Origin of the sequence: Pelosinus fermentans DSM 17108 (assembly GCF_000271485.2) — a bacterium.
In the GTDB taxonomy this organism is placed as follows: domain Bacteria; phylum Bacillota; class Negativicutes; order DSM-13327; family DSM-13327; genus Pelosinus; species Pelosinus fermentans.
In genome coordinates this window covers 1,373,786-1,392,428 of record NZ_AKVN02000001.1, presented here as the reverse complement: position 1 = coordinate 1,392,428, position 18,643 = coordinate 1,373,786, and the positions used below count along the sequence as shown (strand labels likewise).

General features: G+C 40.0%; 18 protein-coding genes. 1 reads left to right on the top strand and 17 read right to left on the bottom strand.

All coding sequences use genetic code 11. The features are described 5' to 3' along the window. Positions 1-349 precede the first annotated feature (349 nt). The 11 genes from FR7_RS06150 to FR7_RS06100 all read right to left on the bottom strand — a co-directional run bounded on the left by FR7_RS06150 (position 350) and on the right by FR7_RS06100 (position 11,468). Entirely contained in the window at positions 350-1,246 is an 897-nt protein-coding gene (locus FR7_RS06150; RefSeq protein ID WP_007931310.1) for an ABC transporter substrate-binding protein, read from the bottom strand. A gap of 17 nt (positions 1,247-1,263) precedes the next feature. Further along, a complete protein-coding gene (locus tag FR7_RS06145; RefSeq protein WP_007931312.1) occupies positions 1,264-1,908 on the bottom strand; it encodes an ABC transporter permease in 645 nt (214 codons plus the stop codon). After that, positions 1,902-3,059, bottom strand: a complete 1,158-nt coding sequence (locus FR7_RS06140; RefSeq protein ID WP_007931314.1) for an ABC transporter ATP-binding protein — start codon at positions 3,057-3,059, stop codon at positions 1,902-1,904. Before FR7_RS06140 ends, FR7_RS06145 begins: the two co-directional genes overlap by 7 nt. 476 nt (positions 3,060-3,535) lie before the next feature. After that, the gene (locus FR7_RS06135; RefSeq protein ID WP_017531255.1) at positions 3,536-4,150 is read right to left on the bottom strand and encodes a GntR family transcriptional regulator; all 615 of its coding nucleotides are present in this window, start codon (positions 4,148-4,150) and stop codon (positions 3,536-3,538) included. A 263-nt stretch (positions 4,151-4,413) separates the two neighbouring features. Next, entirely contained in the window at positions 4,414-5,292 is an 879-nt protein-coding gene (locus FR7_RS06130; RefSeq protein ID WP_007931323.1) for an aminotransferase class IV, read from the bottom strand. An 11-nt stretch (positions 5,293-5,303) separates the two neighbouring features. Further along, positions 5,304-6,704, bottom strand: a complete 1,401-nt coding sequence (gene pabB, locus FR7_RS06125) for an aminodeoxychorismate synthase component I (RefSeq protein WP_007931326.1) — start codon at positions 6,702-6,704, stop codon at positions 5,304-5,306. Further along, positions 6,704-7,279: an anthranilate synthase component II gene (locus tag FR7_RS06120; protein ID WP_007931327.1), complete on the bottom strand. Its 576-nt coding sequence runs from the start codon at positions 7,277-7,279 to the stop codon at positions 6,704-6,706. Before FR7_RS06120 ends, pabB begins: the two co-directional genes overlap by 1 nt. A gap of 132 nt (positions 7,280-7,411) precedes the next feature. After that, the gene (locus FR7_RS24550; RefSeq protein ID WP_007931328.1) at positions 7,412-8,266 is read right to left on the bottom strand and encodes a 3D domain-containing protein; all 855 of its coding nucleotides are present in this window, start codon (positions 8,264-8,266) and stop codon (positions 7,412-7,414) included. A 128-nt stretch (positions 8,267-8,394) separates the two neighbouring features. Beyond that, entirely contained in the window at positions 8,395-9,957 is a 1,563-nt protein-coding gene (galT, locus tag FR7_RS06110) for a UDP-glucose--hexose-1-phosphate uridylyltransferase (RefSeq protein WP_007931329.1), read from the bottom strand. Then, positions 9,911-10,900: a UDP-glucose 4-epimerase GalE gene (galE, locus tag FR7_RS06105; protein WP_007931331.1), complete on the bottom strand. Its 990-nt coding sequence runs from the start codon at positions 10,898-10,900 to the stop codon at positions 9,911-9,913. The genes galT and galE overlap by 47 nt, the downstream gene beginning before the upstream one ends. A gap of 220 nt (positions 10,901-11,120) precedes the next feature. Continuing rightward, positions 11,121-11,468 (bottom strand): ASCH domain-containing protein, encoded by a 348-nt coding sequence (locus FR7_RS06100; RefSeq protein ID WP_007931333.1) that lies wholly within the window; start codon positions 11,466-11,468, stop codon positions 11,121-11,123. A 354-nt stretch (positions 11,469-11,822) separates the two neighbouring features. Between FR7_RS06100 and lepB the strand changes: the two genes are divergently transcribed. Next, the gene (gene lepB, locus FR7_RS06095) at positions 11,823-12,389 is read left to right on the top strand and encodes a signal peptidase I (RefSeq protein ID WP_007931335.1); all 567 of its coding nucleotides are present in this window, start codon (positions 11,823-11,825) and stop codon (positions 12,387-12,389) included. A 242-nt stretch (positions 12,390-12,631) separates the two neighbouring features. Here the strand turns inward: lepB and moaA are convergent, their stop codons facing one another. The 6 genes from moaA to FR7_RS06065 are packed head-to-tail and all read right to left on the bottom strand — an operon-like array spanning position 12,632 to position 18,633. Beyond that, complete coding sequence (gene moaA, locus FR7_RS06090; RefSeq protein WP_007931337.1) at positions 12,632-13,612, bottom strand: GTP 3',8-cyclase MoaA; 981 nt, start codon at positions 13,610-13,612, stop codon at positions 12,632-12,634. Between the two features lie 52 nt (positions 13,613-13,664). Continuing rightward, entirely contained in the window at positions 13,665-14,105 is a 441-nt protein-coding gene (locus FR7_RS06085) for a DVU_1555 family C-GCAxxG-C-C protein (RefSeq protein WP_007931338.1), read from the bottom strand. 28 nt (positions 14,106-14,133) lie between these two features. After that, entirely contained in the window at positions 14,134-14,730 is a 597-nt protein-coding gene (gene cobC / locus FR7_RS06080; RefSeq protein WP_237714785.1) for an alpha-ribazole phosphatase, read from the bottom strand. Between the two features lie 14 nt (positions 14,731-14,744). Further along, entirely contained in the window at positions 14,745-16,052 is a 1,308-nt protein-coding gene (locus FR7_RS06075) for a DVU_1553 family AMP-dependent CoA ligase (protein WP_237769507.1), read from the bottom strand. Between the two features lie 36 nt (positions 16,053-16,088). Next, the gene (gene trsS, locus FR7_RS06070; protein ID WP_007931343.1) at positions 16,089-17,471 is read right to left on the bottom strand and encodes a radical SAM (seleno)protein TrsS; all 1,383 of its coding nucleotides are present in this window, start codon (positions 17,469-17,471) and stop codon (positions 16,089-16,091) included. Between the two features lie 34 nt (positions 17,472-17,505). Further along, on the bottom strand, positions 17,506-18,633 hold the full coding sequence (locus FR7_RS06065; protein WP_007931350.1) for a DVU_1551 family NTP transferase: 1,128 nt from the start codon (positions 18,631-18,633) through the stop codon (positions 17,506-17,508). Positions 18,634-18,643: the final 10 nt, after the last annotated feature.

Here is an 18,643-nt window from a genome sequence, read left to right as displayed (position 1 = left end):
TCATTACATTCCTAATACTTTCCATAACTTCTATCCATACTACTTATTTTCCTCCGCTCGTACCTTTATAAATAAAAATATAGTGATATAGCAATCATTTAGTTCTATAATTAAAACAGATAAACGAACCACAAAGGCGCAAAGGACACAAAGGGTTTTTATTATTTTTTGTGCACTCCTTTGTGTGACGCATCAGCGGCATTGTGCCTTTGTGGTTCATGCAATCTTATCTTTTTTCACCTATAAAATGTATTCTTACAGAAACATCTTTTTCCTTATCAATGGCATCTATAAATAGCAAAAGAAGACTTGACCAGGCTATACTGCGGTCAAGTCTTCTTTTGCTATTTTATTTAATTAACCCTTTGGATTGCAGCCATTCTTTGGCTACTGCCTTTGGATCCTGTTGTTCCAAATCTACTTTTGCATTGAGCTTAGCCATCTCTTCTTCATTTAATTTTCCTGCCAGTAATTTAAGCGCATCTGCAATTTCAGGATGTTTTTCCAACACATCTGCTCGTACAATAGGGGCCGCATAATATGGAGGGAAGAACTTTTTATCATCCTCTAAGACCTTCAAATTAAATGCTACAATACGTCCATCAGTAGAAAATCCGTCAATAACATCAACCTTTTTATCACGTACTGCTGCATATGTCAAGCCGGGGTCCATGCCGCTGGTAGCGCCAAATTTAAATCCATATTTCTCTTCTAAACCTTTTTGCCCATCTGCTCGTTCCAGAAACTCTGAGGTGCATCCAAGCATAAGCCCATCTGCCTTAGATGCCAGGTCAGAAATGCTATTAATTCCTAAACGTTCCGCTTCGTCACTGCGCATAGATAAGGTATAGGTATTGTTAAAGCCGAAAGGCTCAAGCCAAACAATCTGCTTTTTTTCTTGGTACATTTTTTGTACTTTGTCATAGGCAGCCTGAGGATCATTCATTGCCGGCTCCCCGAGAAGATTAATAAGCGCTGTACCTGTATATTCAGCATAGATATCAATATCCCCACGCTCAATTGCTTGAGCCACAACACTGGTCCCTCCAAGAAAAGCTTTTGTTTCTACTTTCACTTTGGTTTGATCTTCAATCACATATTTCATCATATAGACCAGGATATCTTGTTCTGTAAAGTTTTTTCCGCCAATTACAACTTTATTGCTATCCTTACCTGATAACAAAGAGCAGCCGGTAAACACCATGACCATAAAAACACTAAGTAACAATATAACAATCTTTCTCATGCTATCATCTCCTCGTTTTATAATCTTCTCAATCCTTTTGGCTGTGCTTTATCCTCCAAATGCTTTAGTGCAAAATCAAAAGCAATTGCTAAAAAAGCAGCAGGAAGTGCACCAGCCAGGATTAATGGGGAATTTGCCATAGCAATACCGCGGAAAATCAAATCGCCCAGCCCCCCTGCACCAATCAGTGCTGCTAATGTAGCCACCCCAATAATCAATACAGTTGCCGTCCGTATTCCCGCCATAATGACAGATAGAGCCATCGGCAGTTCCACCATAAATAACACTTGCATTGATGTCATACCCATACCAATACCCGCCTCCACGGCAGCAGGTGTTACCCCGACAATACCCGTATAGGTGTTGCGAAGAATCGGCAGCAGCCCATATATGGTCAATGCAATAATGGCAGGCAATGTGCCAATACCAAGGAAAGGTATCATAAAACCGAGTAACGCCAAACTAGGAATCGTTTGAAAGACTGATGCCACACCAATAATCGGCTCTGCCCATTTTTTATGACGTGTCAACAAAATACCTAAGGGAATGGCAATCAGATTGGCAATAAAGAGAGCAATAAAGGTTAGCTGCAAATGTTCCCAGGATGCTAATAATATATCTTCATATCGAGTTTGAAAAATACTAAAAAGATCCGTTAACATACAATCGCCCCTTCCTCAATGACTAGCCCCCCCTCAACTTCTTGGAACCGTTCAGCCATAACATCTACCAAGCTTGACCGAGTAATAACCCCTACTAATTCATTCTCTTCACTAACAACAGGAAGATAGGCAATATGATGTTTACTAATGATTTGTAAGGCTTCTGCTAACGACTGATTTACATTTATTTTATGAATAACGGGATTCTGTACATCTTTCAGTAGAATTTCTTCCTTCTGAAAGTTATTATGAATATCCCATACACTCACTTTGCCAAGTAATTTTTGCTTATAATCCACGATAAGCAGCGTATCCACTTTCTGCTTTCTCATCTGCACGATGGCTTCGGCAAGTCCCTTGCTAGGCCGTGCAGTAACTGGTTTTGCCATGATGTCCCGAATGGATGGCAATACCTCTGCTTTTTGCAGCCGATTTACACCAATAAACTCTTTAACAAATTCATTCCCTGGGTGACGCAGTATCTTCTCAGGTGTATCCACTTGAACAATATTGCCGTCTTTAACAATACAAATACGATTGGCAATCTTAATTGCTTCATCAATATCATGAGTAACAAAGATGATTGTCTTAGAAATTACTTCTTGCAGTCGAACCAGTTCATCCTGCAGCTGCTCACGACTGATCGGATCCAATGCACTAAATGGTTCATCCATTAAGATAATTGGCGGATCAGCGGCCATTGCGCGAATAACTCCGATTCGCTGTTGCTGCCCACCGCTTAATTCATTGGGATAACGACTGCCATACACTTCAGGATCAAGATTGACCATGCGAAGCAATTCATTAACACGCGCTATATAGGCATCCTTATCCCATTTTTTCAGTTTCGGAACAAGAGCTACATTTTCAGCGATTGTCATATGAGGCAGTAATCCTATATTTTGTATCACATAACCAATATTTCTCCGCAGCTGGACAGGGTCTAATTTACTAATGTCCTCATCTTTTATAAAGATTTTTCCCTTCGTTGGCTCCACTAAACGATTAATCATTTTCATCGTTGTCGTTTTTCCGCAGCCGCTAGGACCGATCAATACTAGTATTTCGCCTTCGCGAATGTGCAGATTCAGACCATCTACCACGGTTCGCCCATTTTCATAAGTTTTAACTATATTTTCGAAACGTATCATTAAAATCCCCCTCTTTCCTATTATCTTGCACTAGTACCTTATCAGCCCTAAATCAGTGAATACTAGCGGTCTATTATCCTACCGTGTTAAAGCTGACAAGGTACTCGTTACAAAGATCTTCAAAACTATAAGAGATTCTCATAGCATTCCTAAACTGACAACTTATACTATATCATAAAATTGTTAGTCGTACAAGACACTAGCAATTTTTCCACGTTAATGAAGTTGTTAGTATTGATTAATGCTTATTCTTTGAGAAAAGTGCTTCGCAATGACAAATCGATGATACTTTAAAAACATAACCATTTTGAATCGCGAATATGCGAAGAATTTGAAATAACCATAATATCTCTTCCTGTTCTTTGTATTTCTTCGCGACCTTCGCGGTTTATTACTTTACCGCTATTAGTATAGTAAAAAAGCCCTTTGATAAGCATCACAGGATATGTGCTGTTTATCAAAGGGCTTTTTTACATTCATTCTTGCAGTACTGTATTCACTTTTTCCAAAATATCACCGGAACCAACCACGATTAAACGATCTCCAGCTTGCAGAAGTGCACCTGATCCTGGAGATATGATGACTTCCATTCCTCTTCTGATGGCAATAAGAGTGGCACCTGTACGCTGCCAAAGCCCAAGTTGAGCAACAGAACGACCTACTGCGCTGGCATTTTCTGAAACATATACCTCAACAGGATTAAAGGGTTGTAAATTTCTCAGCCGATCAGTATAACGCGTAATTTGAACGATAATTTCATCAAAGCGGTTATTGATTTCGTTTTTCTTTTCCATTAAAAATTCTAGCTCTTGTTTTAAAGAATACGCTGAATGCATGGACAGGTGATGCCGTATGAATTCCTCCGCCTGCTCTTGGGATTGTACTAGAATTTCTTTTCCCTGAGATACAGCAACAACATTTGCCTGGCCTAATAGCCCCATGGCCTTACGAATGGTTTCAGGAGAAACATTGTACTGACTAGCCAGCAATGTACGTCCTGATATCTTATCACCAACAGCAAATTCACCATTAACAATCCGCTCCGCTACATCCATTGCAATGGACTCATATACGGGTATATTACTTTTCATTCTCATTTTTCGCCTCTGCTTTTACATATAAGTCCCTATGTGCTAATAACTTACACATCTCAACAATTTGTAATCATATACTATTCTATTCATGAAATCAAGATCTTTTTACTTTCTTCTTGAGCCATCATCAGGATCAGCTCTCATCAGTCGCAGCTCTTATGTTATTATAACATATTCCATTATTCATCTTCCGATAATTATCCATTTTCATCATAAGAACCCTCACAAAAAGTACAGGGCTCCAGTACCAATTTTATCAGCTATACGCTTATAATTGACAGCCACTCCTGGATATGTTTTTGATACTGCCGTCTTAAAAAGGCTGTCATCTTACCCTTTCTCCCTTGATTTACTTTACGTCCGTCCAACGTGGTTACTGCCATGATTTCCAGTAAAGAACTAGTAATAAAAATTTCAGAAGCTCCTAGTAGTTCCTCAGGACTTACTTGTCGTTCTTCAGTGGTAATTTCAGCCTGCTGAGCAAGTTCCAAAACAATATTCCTAGTAATACCTGGTAATAAACCGCTTTTTTTATCAGGTGTAATTAATCTGCCTTCCACCACTAAAAAAAGATTACACATCGTACCTTCTGCAACCTGACCCATGCTATTTAACAATAATGCTTCATTAGCTCCCTTATCTTTTGCTTCTGATTTTGCCACTATATTATCAAGATAGTTAGCTGCCTTTACTGCACATAAAGGCGAGGTAAGATTACGGCAAATATTGACCGTCGCCAAGCTCCATCCTCGCTTATAGGCATCATCGCCAAGAGGCTGAATGGGGGCAGCAAATACGATCACCGTAGGACTACCACACGTAGCGGGATCTGGGCGGCTTGCCCCCGTCCCCCGGGATATGGTTAAGCGAACAGTAGCTTCTTGCAAATCATTTCTCTGCAACGTTTGATAAATGGCTTTCGATAATTCATCTGCAGAAGGGCAGCCAGGCCACCCTAGTATTTTCATGCCTGCATGCAAACGCTTTACATGTTCCGCGAAGTAAAATACTCGCCCCTTATATACTCTCATAGTCTCGAATAAACCATGACCATATAAAAAACCATGATCATAGGGAGAGATGCCGGCCTCATTGCCTAATATCAACTTGCCATTTAGATAAATCCAGCTATTGTGCATATCTTTTCCCCTTATCCCTTAAATCCTAGAGCTTCCATCAAAGCTCGTGCTTTATCCAATGTTTCTATGTACTCAAGCTCTGGAACGGAGTCAGCAACAATCCCTCCGCCAACTTGAAAATATGCCTGTCCTCCTTGTATAACAATCGTGCGTATAACAATATTTAAATCCGCATCCCCAGTAAAATCAATATAACCGATAGAACCTGTATAAATTCCCCGTTTTACCGGCTCTAGTTCAGCTATAATTTCCATTGCCCTAACCTTTGGCGCCCCTGTGATAGATCCCCCTGGAAAGGATGCCATGACAGCATCTAAAATACCTTTATCTTTGGTTAATTCTCCTGTCACTGTCGACACCAAATGAAAAACAGTGGGATACTCTTCTAATCGAATTAGATCGGGTACACGAACGCTGCCAAATTCACAGACACGCCCCAAGTCATTACGCTCCAAATCAATGATCATGACCAATTCTGCCTGGTCCTTCTCACTAGCCAAAAGCTCCTGCCTTAATTGACTGTCAGAGTGTTTATCACTGCCTCTAGGTCTTGTCCCTTTAATGGGTCTTGTTTCAATCCTTCTATCTTCTAATCGTAAGTATCGCTCAGGTGAAGTACTTGCTACCACCACCTCGCCAAAGTTCAAATAAGAAGCAAAAGGCGCAGGATTAATATATCGTAGATATCGATATAGCTCGAAAGGAGACACCGTCAAATCCGCTGAAAATCGTTGAGATACATTAACTTGAAAAATATCACCTGCGCCAATATATGCAATGGCTTTCTCCACCATGCTGCAATAGGATTCTTTGGTAAAATGGGACGTATAAGTACCTTGCGCTATCGGTTGGCGAGGTACGTCTAAAAAAGAAGCTTGCTGCATCAGTTCAATCCATTCCGCAATGCGGCGATTGGCTCTACCTATCCTTTCCTTCTCATTTTTTTCTGGAAAACCAGTAGATGCAATATATGTTTTTTTCTCATGTTGATCAAAGATAAGTATGGTGTCATAAAAACCAAGACAGCAATCAGGCAGCTTATTATTATTATGCTCATTTTTCGCTATATCTTCCAGCAAATATCCCATCTCATAGCCAAAGTATCCAATAATCCCGCCAGCTAAAGGTGGATAGTGAGGAAGCTTTTCTGTAGAATATTGAACTAATAATTCTTTCAAAATTGTAAACGCATTCCCTGCTACGCTGCGTCTTCCTGCATTATCCTGAATCGTAATCCTAGCATCTTTACTGGTAAATAATAAAAAAGGATCTCTGCCAATAAAGGAGTATCTGCCCATATTTTCAACATCCATAGCACTGTCTAAGAAGACACTATTCTCCTCGTTCGAGAACAATGCATATACTTCTTCTGCAGAGTAGTCAGATGTAATCTCACGAAGTATTGGTTTCACTATACAATTCCCCTCATATCTAGAAAGTTTTGCAACATACTATGCCCATGCTCCGTTAATATGGATTCCGGATGAAATTGTACTCCCTCAATCGCATATTCTTTATGGCGCACTCCCATAATTTCGCCTTGCTTTGTTTCTGCCGTAACTGTAAAACACTCGGGCAATGTTTCCCTTTTTAAAATCAAAGAGTGATAGCGAGTAGCTCGCACAGGACTGGTAAGGCCTTTAAAAATGCCTTTGCCATCATGACAAACGATAGAAGTTTTACCATGTACCAGCCGTTCTGCCCTTATGACGTCGCCGCCAAATACCTGACCGATAGCCTGATGTCCCAGACATACACCTAATATAGGTATAATGCCTTTAAAGTGCTGGATTGTTTGCAAACTAATACCGGCTTCATTGGGAGTACAAGGCCCTGGTGAGATTAAAATATGACTAGGTGATAACATCTGGATCTCAGAAATAGTAATCTTATCATTACGTGCTACTTGGATTTCCTGTCCCAATTCACCAAGATATTGCACCAAATTATACACAAAGGAATCATAATTATCAATTACAAGAATCATTAGTGCCTCCATACTAACTTTTGTTCAAAAGCAATTCCATTTCTATAGTCTATTATGACATAAAACTTCATCATTTCAAAAAGAAATAACCTGAACTTCCAAAGGGAAGATCAGGTTATTTAGTATTTATCCTCATTCTTTTGGGGTATTTACCACATATACTTTTACTGGTTTTATGCCAAACTCAGTGGCTTTGTCCCGATTCATTATAGCAATATCAATGCGATTTCCTTTAATAGCGCCGCCAGTATCTTCCGCTACTGCATATTCACCATGTCCATCCGGATACTCAACATATAAACGTGAACCCAAGGGAATCACTTTTGGATCTACAGCAACAACTCCTGGACGAATGGTTGTTCCCAAATAGGTTTTGTCACCCCATTGATCGTTATCTAAAGGACCGGGAGAATAGGCAGTTGCTTTAATATCCAAGACTTTTTCATATTTGCTGGGTGCATTTTTCGATTGCTTTTTCTCCGTATTTTCTTTAGAAACAGAATTGTCCTGTGACTTTTGCGAATCTTTTTTTGTTTTTTCTGACTTCTCCTTTGTTTCAGGAGAAACAGTTGGAGATGCCTCCTTAGGGGTTGGCTTATTTGCTAACTCTGGCTTTATTGAGGCATTTTTTTCTTGGGAAGATGAAGCGGGAGGATTCGATGGATTAGTTCGCTTGTTTGTCTGCGAAAAAGTCCCGGGCAGAGTTTTATTCATTCTAAGATTTTGTCTAATGGTATTTTTTATTTCACTGGTGTTTCTTTTCCCTTTCTTCCCTTCGAAACTCTTGACGCGGTTTTCATTTTCCATTTTTTCTACACTGGTATTCCGGGTATTGCCAACATTCGACTTCATTGCAGCATGGGCGGTAGAAACAGGTATACCAGGCAATAACGCCGATGATATAAGAATTGCTCCAGCAAATGCTGCTGCAATATGCTTATATCTTCTTTTTAAATGTAAAATACGTTTATGAGCCATATGTTTCATATGGATTGCCTCCTTTTTACGAGGTTATTATCCATAGTATTAACTGTTTTTTTTTAGGCATTCTAACTATTCTCAGGAAAAAAATACAAATACTCCATTTATATGCTCCTTGGAGTATCTGCATTTTGTTACTTACAATTTACTTGTTTTATAAATCTTTTAAAAGCAGCCATTCCCTGCTCATTGCGTTTGAAAACGCCAGCATCTTCTAAAACCCGCATAAATTTAACCGTAACTTCTTTTTTGATAATTTCTCCAATATTCTCTGTATGAGCTTGTTCTTTATATTTTTGTCGCAGCTGTTCTGCCCAGGTTCTATGATACTCCGCAATTTCATGTTCCTTACCGAGTATGTACTTTTCTACTTCCTGCAGTTCAGGGATCAGTCTTGCAGGCAAGACTGCCAATCCCATCACTTCAATTAAGCCAATATTCTCTTTTTTTATATGCTGCACATCGCTGTGAGGATGAAAAATTCCTAAGACATGTTCGTCACTGATACGATTATTTCGCAATACAAGATCCAATTCCAGTACATTATGCCGCTTTCTGGCTATGGGTGTAATCGTATTATGCGGCGTTTTTCCTGTATATGCATAAATATCTGCAGTTGGATCATCATATTCTCTCCAAGACTCTAGAATACAGTCAGCAGCGGCTACCAACTCCTCAGCCTTTTCACTTCTTAAACGAATAACAGACATAGGCCATTTCACAATTGCACCTTTCACATTGGGAAAGGGCTGTAATGCAAAGCGATACTCATCTGCTGCTTTTGCCATAGCAAACTCATATCTGCCGCCTTGATAATGATCATGGGATAAAATAGATCCTCCTACAATTGGCAAGTCTGCATTAGAACCGACAAAATAGTGGGGAAACTGCTCCACAAAAGATACCAGACGCAAGAATCCCTGGCGATCAATTTTCATATCACGATGTTCTTTAGAAAGCACAATGCAGTGCTCATTATAATAAACATACGGTGAATATTGCAGATACCAGGGCTCACCCTCTAAGGTGAGGCGAATCAATCGATGATTGGCTCGAGCAGGATATCCAATTCTTCCTGCATATCCCTCATTTTCAATACATAATAAACATTTAGGGTAATTTGTGCTTTTCATGCTCTTTTCTTGCATAATATCCTTGGGATTTTTTTCAGGCTTAGACAAATTAATGGTGATATCCATGTCGCCGTACTCCGTAGGATATTTATAATTCATGTTCTTTGCAATTCTTTTGGTCTGAATGTAATTACTAGTTCTGCTCAATTGATAAAAATAATCGGTGGCCGCCTTTGCATCTTTTTTATATTTCTCATAGAAATATTGGTTTACGGTAGAGGGCTTTGGCATAAAACAATTCATTATATTGCTGGTTAGTATTTCTTTTTCATCAAATAGATCTTTAATAACGCCATTCTCACATGCATAATCTACTAATCTTTCTAACAAGTCAGGTATACTCGCATCATCTTTACTCTGCTCCGTCACCGTAAACTCATGAATATCAAGAAGATATAAGATTTGATTTCTTATATAGATTTCATCCTCTTGTTCAATAAATCTCAACGTTAGCACACAATCAATTAGTTGCTGGATTATTTGAGATATATTCATACCGATCTCCCTTACCTTTTGTTTAGCCATTATATCCAGATGGATGACGTTGATGCCAATTCCAAGCATCTCCAATAATATCCTGAACGGATGTACATTTTGGCTGCCAGCCTAATATTTCTTTCGCTTTTTGCGAAGAAGCAATTAAGGTACTCGGATCACCTGCCCTTCTTTCACCAATTTTCACAGGAATGGGGTGATTTGTTACATTTCTGGCTGCCTCTATAATTTCTTTAACGGAGAACCCTTGACTGCTGCCAAGGTTGAATATATTACTCTTTTGTTCTTTGATACTGTAATTCATGGCTAAAATATGGGCCTCTATTAAGTCTTCCACATGAATGTAATCACGAATGCAAGTACCATCCGCAGTAGGATAGTCTTCACCAAAAATGGTAATACATTCTCTTTGTCCTAATGCAACCTGAAGTACAAGGGGTATTAAATGGGTTTCCATCTTATGATCTTCACCGATTTTTCCATCTCGCCTGGCTCCTGCTACGTTAAAATATCGAAGGGATACATACTTAATCCCGTAAGCAACATCACACCATTTCATTATTTTTTCCATGACCAGTTTGCTTTCACCATAAGGATTGGTTGGATTCGTCGCCATATCTTCTGTAATAGGTACCTGCTTAGGTTCACCATAGGTTGCTGCCGTAGAAGAAAAAACAATATTTTTAATGTTAAACTCTTTCATCACTTCTAACAAAATCTGTGCTCCATATACATTATTGTTAAAATATGTAAGAGGTTTCTCCATGGATTCTCCTACCATGGAACTAGCAGCAAAATGCATTACAGCATGAATGCTCTCTTTGGTAAATACATGTCTTAAAAACTCTTTGTCACGAATATCCCCTTTGTAAAAGGCTGCATTGGAATGAACAGCCTGTTCATGACCAGTCTGCAAGTTGTCAATCACGATTACCTCATACCCTTTTTCAATTAACTGATATACTGCATGAGAACCGATATATCCCGCTCCCCCTAAAACTAAAACACTCACGATTCGACCTCCTTATTTTTAATAAAGCCGGATAGAACTTAAAACAATCGAACCACAAAGGACACTAAGGGTTCTAGCTACACTTTCATTCTTTCAACGAAAGAATGATAACTCCTTCACAAATGGAAGAGACTGGGGAAAATTTAGAAAAGGTATCGTATTAAATGCTTCTGGACATTTAATACGATACCTTTTCCCTGCCTTAATCCACCTCTTTTACTCACTCGGTTACTTCTGAAAAGTAAATAACACTTACAATATCGTTAGGTGATATCGATTTACAATACAAGGTTTCAAAAAATTTAATCAGTTCCTCAGTCGTAGAGATAGTGGGATTTTGATGTATTAAATCATCAGCAGTTAATTGAGAAAATTTCTTTATCAGTATCTTATCAATAATAGCTTGGTACAATTTTCTTCTCGGACTTAATTTTTTGCCAAAAGTGATCCAAACTAAAGAATTCTCCGCATAGACATCCCTTAAATCCCCTAGTCGAACAGTACAGTTCTTAACCCGATTCTGCAGCAGCTCCTCATGATGTGATGACTGAAAGTTTAATGCAAACATAGTTTTCCTCCTTAATCTAAAAAAACTTAACTACTTATTTCTCTTGATTACACTGAGTATTTCTTTTAAAAATGGCACTAAAAACTTACGTCTTTAGCGCCATTGCTTTATTGATGAAATCTCAGCATCATCTTTGCTATTTATTTATTATAGTATATCATTCCTGCTCTACATCGTCCATATCTATAAATCACAGTATTTAACTGAAAATTCACAAAATCAGCAGGATTCTTTGCTTACTATTGTTTTTTGTAACATTCTATAGTAGTATTGTGTTGCTATATAGATTGTTTGCTATTGGATCAAGCAGTATATTATCACTTTACTATACTTATCAAAATAAGGAGCAGTTCTATGAATATAAAAGAAGAACTTTTTGACTGGCTCTACAGTATTGTTATTGCCTTTACCTGCGCATTGCTTATTAATGCCTTTTTGTTCCACCCTACGAGGGTTCAAGGCAGTTCTATGGAACCTACCTTGCAAAGCAATAACTATCTATTGGTTTCTAAAATACCTCATACCTTAGGCCAATTGCCTGAATACGGCGATATCATTATCATCGACAGCCGTGTACAGCGAGAAAGGACCTGGAAAGACGATTTAATCGATCCTATGCATACATATTTAACAATGACGAAACTGATCACTGAGCCTGATCATCATGTATGGGTAAAAAGAGTCATTGGCAAGCCAGGTGATACATTAGAATTTAAAGACCATAAAGTTTATCGAAATGGAATGGCCTTAGATGAACCGTATACGAAAGAACCCATGAGCTATACTTCAGATAATAAGATAATCGTTCCCGAAAACCATGTATTTGTCATGGGCGATAATCGTAACAACAGCAGTGACAGTCGCTATATCGGCCCTGTACCAAAGAATCAAGTCCTAGGCAAGGTTGTTTATAAACTATAAAAACGCTGTGCGTCCTTTTAAACATATAAAAACGAAAAAAGGAACCACAAAGACGCAAAGGACACAAAGGGGTTTTATTTATTTTTTCGTGGTTCATAATATCTCACCTTTTCCGCACCTAAAAACTTATACTTTCTATGCTTACAAAAAACATCATTTATTGTTAAGATAAATGATGTTTTTTTGTTATGCTGCGGCTTAGAGATAGATACTATCGCTGAACTATTTTTTTTGCATTATCCTTAGCCACCCACCTGGGACATATTTCGCAACAAATTCGTCCCTTCTCGATCATTGCCCCAAATATGATGAAGGGGCTTGCCTTGCAGCGCTTTTACAAACAGCTCAGCGACTTTACTGTCACTCGTACCACTGCGTAAGGCATGCTTAATATCAAATTCTTGGTTTGCAAGTAAACAAGGTTTAATTTTCCCATCGGCTGTCAAACGTATGCGGTTGCAGGTATGACAAAAATGCTCTGTCATAGGCGTAATAAAGCCAAATACCCCCATTGCCCGGGGCAGTCGATAATAATAGGCGGGTCCATTTCCCTTTATACTGAACGCTTTTTCCAACATACCATACCCTGCTGTATTGATGCTGTTTTTTATTGCCTTAATACTAGATCCTGCTTTCACACCGCAGCGTCCAACAGGCATGTATTCAATAAATCGTACTGCAATAGGAAACTCATAGGTTTGTTTTATGAAATAAGACAGATCCTCCATGGAAAAAACTTCCGTCACAACTACATTTAGCTTAATGGGAGCCAAGCCAGCATTCATAGCGCTTTTTATTCCTTGTACCACATCTGACAATTGGCCACCACCTGTAATACGGGAAAATTCTTTTGGATTAAGAGTGTCAATGCTGATATTTACTCGATCTAAACCAGCCTTTTTAAGCTGATAAGCTCTATTTGCAAGTAAGCTGCCGTTTGTTGTCATTGCCAAATCCGCAACCGTTTCTATTTCTCTAACAGCACGAATGAAATCCACTATCCCTTTGCGAATTAATGGCTCACCACCAGTAATACGAATCTTATTCACGCCATATTGTCCCAATATCCGAATCACACGAAGCAACTCTTCGTAAGACAATATTTCAGAGTGCTCAAGTAAAGGAACGCCTTCTGGGGGCATACAATAGCTGCAGCGAAAATTACAACGATCCGTAATGGAAATTCGCAAATAGTCAATGACACGACCAAAACTGTCCTGCATCTTTTTCACTCCTCTCACTGTTGAATTTTTAACGGTTCTAACCTTTCTATTGTTAGGAACCTGAGAGGAAGCCATTATCCTCAAGAATTTCCGCAGCTTTTAAATACGTCTTTATCACTACATCCGGGCAGCGGGTCAAGCGATTCCAAGGATCATTATTCATAATGTGCTGACAATCAATGCCGCCATACTCTTTGGCAAATGTCTCCTCAAACCATACTACCAATTCCTGAATCATAGTATTTAAGTGTTGGCTCTCTCGCTCTTCCAGACTTCCCCGCCCTCCATACAAGCCTAATAAACAAACCGCCCCCGTTAAGGTCCCACAGTTTTTGCCGCTAAAGCCTAATCCACCAGCTAATCCCGTCATTGCTCGTATTAAATCAGGATTGTTTTTTTTCTGCTCTTCTAGCCCTAACATGATCATAATCTGACTACAGTGAAATCCTTGCATATGCAGCTTAGTTATACGAGCAGCTACATCCCCTGACATTAAAAATTCCCCCTTCAAAAAAGCATCCTTATCCTCTGCAGGTTGTTTCATTTACTAACTTTACCTGCCAGCCAGATTTCCTTGTAGTGATGATATTCAAAGAACCATAATCTTGATTCATTCTAAAAAGGTTTGCCAAAGGCATTCCTAGTACATAGCACAGCAGCAGCCGATTGACTCCAGCATGCCCGACAAGCAAAATAGTACCTGACGAAGAATTCATAATCTCATGAAACGCGTCAATCACACGCTTGTAACAATCAGCAAAACTTTCTCCCCCCGCCACTCGGTAATAGCCAATATCAGCTCCACGCGCCTTAAACTCCTCCGGATATTCCTTCACAATATGAGAGAATGTGCGCCCCTCCCAATTTCCCATATGTATCTCCCTAAGATCTTTCCGCACAATAACTGGAATAGCTTTGTTACCAGCTATTATCTGAGCGGTCTGCTGGGAACGTAAAAGATCACTGCAGTATACCTTATCAATGTCTATATCTTTTAAGATTGTTTCTAAACATTGAGCTTGCTGTATGCCTTTCAGGCTTAATGGCAAATCGAGTTGGCCAATATACCTTCGCTGATTATCTTCCAATTTAATTTTTCCATGCCTAATCAAATACACCGTCCTGTTTTCCATCAGCTGTCTTTCAACTCCATAATCCTTCTTTTAGGGGCACTGGGAAAAAAAGTATCTTTACTGCAAATTATTTTTACACTTACGGAGAGCTGCCCCGCTTTTCTTGCCTGAACTAGCGCTGGCACACCATACAGTGCGTCCCAAAGTGCACGCTCAGCAGCCTCATTAGACTGACCTAATAACCAAACAGAAACATCCAGTTGTGTTGCCTGCTGCAGACTATCAACAGTAACTGTAAAATCAATTACTCCATCCACCGCAAATATTTTTTCATCCAGATCCGACATGGTGAAAAATGTATTGCTTTTGAGAAAAACCAGACCATCCTTTCTTCTGATGATCCGTTCTAATCTTTTAAGTATGGTACCACAAGAACAGGGATCAGGAAGAAACCTTGATAGATCCCCTGTCCGATAACGAATAAACGGCATTCCCTGTCTAGTCAGCGTGGTAAAAACAACTTCCCCTTCCTGCCCATCAGGTACTGGTATTCCTCTTTGATCAACGATTTCAAAATACAAATCCGCTTCCCGCAGATGATAACCCTCATGGGCTTCACAGTCCAGACCGCCTCCCAAACCCATTTCAGTCATGCCATAGTGTTCAAATACCTGACAGCCCCACACGCGGATCAATTCCTGAATAATCACGTCAGGTACATGATCCGTGCTGAGCAGTGCACTCTTAAGCTGAATAGCTTTTTTTGTCATTTCAGCATAGCGAGCTAATGCCAGTACTTGTATCGGAATTCCAACTAAGGAGTCAATTCTTTCCTGTACCATAAACTCTACTGTTTTAGGAATATTTTGCACAAGACCATGAAGAATAGGCACCACTCCTGCCCGCTCCAGTGCCTTGATCAGTAAATCACCAACACTGCCGACACGTTCACCTGGCAGCAGAATCAGTACCCGATCCCCCCTTTTCAAAAAAGTGGACATGCCATGTTGAAAGAAATCAATCGTTAGTTCTTGATCAAAATCGGTAAAATATATGCGTTTGGCCTCACCTGTTGTCCCGGAACTATCTGATGTCACAATTCGGCTGATATCACTTTGGGATACACAGAGAAACTGCCGTGCCTGTTCTCTGAGATGATCCGCAGTAGTAAAAGGAATTTGCTGCAAATCTTCCATACAATTTATTTCTTTGCTGACAAAATTTTTTAATAGCTTACGGTAAAAAGGACTGTTCCCGTAGGCCAGCTTAATAGTTTGCCGTACTTTATGCAATTGATAGTGAGCAATTTGCTCTCGGGTTAAATTCGAACCCAATCCCATTTTTTTTGCGTTCCAAGCCTCAAACATTTTGTTTTGTGGTACTGTTACCCTCATTACCTACAGTCACCTCTTTAAGGGACGATACAGAGAATTCCCCTGTTTATCCGTCAAGTTATAAGCGCAGAAGGGGATTATTCGGCTGTCTGGGCTGACCACATGAATGAAACACTCTCTTAAACGATCCAGATCCAAATTCCAGACATCCTGAAATGCCATGCCCGATATGCAGAAGGAATACTTTTCCACACGATCTAAAAAAGCATCCATACTGCCAACATTAATGTCATTACCATATTTCTCCTCTTTATTGTCTGTCTCTCTCCTCTCTGCTTTTTGGGGCGCAGCCCAGCGTTTAGCAACAAAAGTGCGAGCTTTTCTTGCTTCCACAGCTGCTACTTGGGGCTGGCAGCATCCCTTTGAAGCTGCATTTGACCACGCTTTTAATTCCCCATTATTCATTAATACAAAATTGCCATGAAAGGAACAATATGCATTTTCTCCCCTAGGGGGCCGAAAATCTTCTATCTGGAGTTTTCCTGCAGTCTGCTTTACAATCTTGTTTATAACCTCTGGAATGGTAATCCGTTCTCTATCCGAAGGCTCTTGAGGATATCTGCCAAAATAGCTGACAGGCTGAAAATGAACGCCGCGTACTGTCGGCATTTGTTCAATAGCATATTGGATAATGGATCCGATATTTTGTGTATTCACGCCAGGAACTAATGTCGGCACAAGAACTACTCCTAGCTGCAGCTTCGCGCAATTAGTAATAGCCGCCTGCTTTTCTGCCAGCAAGGCCGTTCCTCGTAACTTCTCATAAATTTCATCATTGGTTCCGTCAAACTGTAAAAATACACAGGATAATCCAGCTTCTTTCAGCCTTTTAACGTAGCTATAGTCCCTTGCCAGCCTTAGTCCATTGGTATTTACTTGAATAAAATCATATCCTAAACTTCGCCCTGAGGCTATTATTTCCGGCAGATCATCCCTTAAGGTCGGCTCACCTCCCGATAACTGAATATTATAGGGACCGCCACTTTTTAATAATAGGCGATACCAGTCTTCAATTGTTGTTCTATCCGGATCATTTTCCTCGGAACCTGCTGTGGCAAAACATATAGGACAGTGCAAATTACACCGCTTAGTAACTTCAAGCAGAACACAGCATGTGTGCTGACGATGGTCTGGGCACAAGCCGCAGTCAAAAGGACAGCCTTGGCTAATATTGGTTGCACATACAGGCGGCCTGGAAGGAAGCTTGGCAACAGACCAGGATGTATAAGACGGCTGTCCCCGCCAAATTACAGTGCTAAAATCCCCGTGATCTTTACATGTTTTCTTTAGGTAAACATTATGACTTACTTCAACTCTTTTTGCCTTTATACGCTGCAGACACTCTGGGCAAAGACTTTCCGTTATTCCTAATATAGTTTCCTTATCCTGCATATCTGTTAGCCACCTTTCTAGCTTCAACTCATATTCAGCACAGGTCTCTAGCTGCCATTACCAGACTAATGCCTAACAGCTGTTCAACAGTTTGTTCCATCTTTTCAGCTCGCAAGCGGCGCTCTCTAATAACAGCAACCGCCTCTGCACTTGCTGCATATTCGTCCATAGAAGCAGAAAACCGTTCATCAATGGACACAATGCCGCCTCCTTTCACCAGCTTATCTGCTAAATATACGACTGCCGCCTCATCTGGCAATGCTTTTTCATTCATTTCCATATCAGTATGTGCAGCAACGATCTGCGCCACCTTATAATATCCATATTTTTTTAGTATTCTACCACCAAATTGAGCATGATTAGGCCTCCCTTTGGCTAAATCATGCAGCTTTCCAGCAGCTATGACAGCGTGAACATCAATATTTAGACCGATTTGATTCAGACGAAGAGCCAAATTTCTCGCTATCTCTGCTACCATTCTGCCATGATTCACAATCGGCTCTGACACATTCATTTTCACTAAGATTGCTTCACACTCAGCCTGCGTCGGAATATCCCCACGATGATATCCTGTCATAATTTTCTGATAGTCCTCATGAGTGTCAAGATCCAGCAATATGCCTTCATCAAATACCTCTACTTCATATGCGTTCCCCTCACGTCTTTCTAAAATTTGACGCAAGCCTCCCCTTGTATTACCCAACAGAATTTCAGGAAAGCAATTTGCACCAATTAGAGGAGGATGCCCCCGATGTTTCTGGAAGACAGGGTAGATAATATCTGCCTTTATCTTATTAAACGCCCGCCCCAACAATCTCACCGTATGACTTTTTACCAAAGGCATATCTGACGGCAGCAGGAAAAAGGCTTTGGTTTCTGCCTGCAGGGACTGCACTCCCTTGACAATAGAAGAGAACATTCCCTCGCTATACTTTTCATTAAAAACATAGGACACTTTTAGTTCATCCAATATAGGTATCAATTCATCAGCCCAATGCCCCACCACCACTGTGATATCCATTATACCGGCTTGTCTAAATGTATTGATTCCTCTTTCAATCACTCTTAAACCACCTAAGGGCAGCAGCGACTTACATTTCACCATACGAGATGAATAGCCCGCTGCCAATAATACTGCGCCCATTTTATCTTGATTCCACATCCTATTTCAC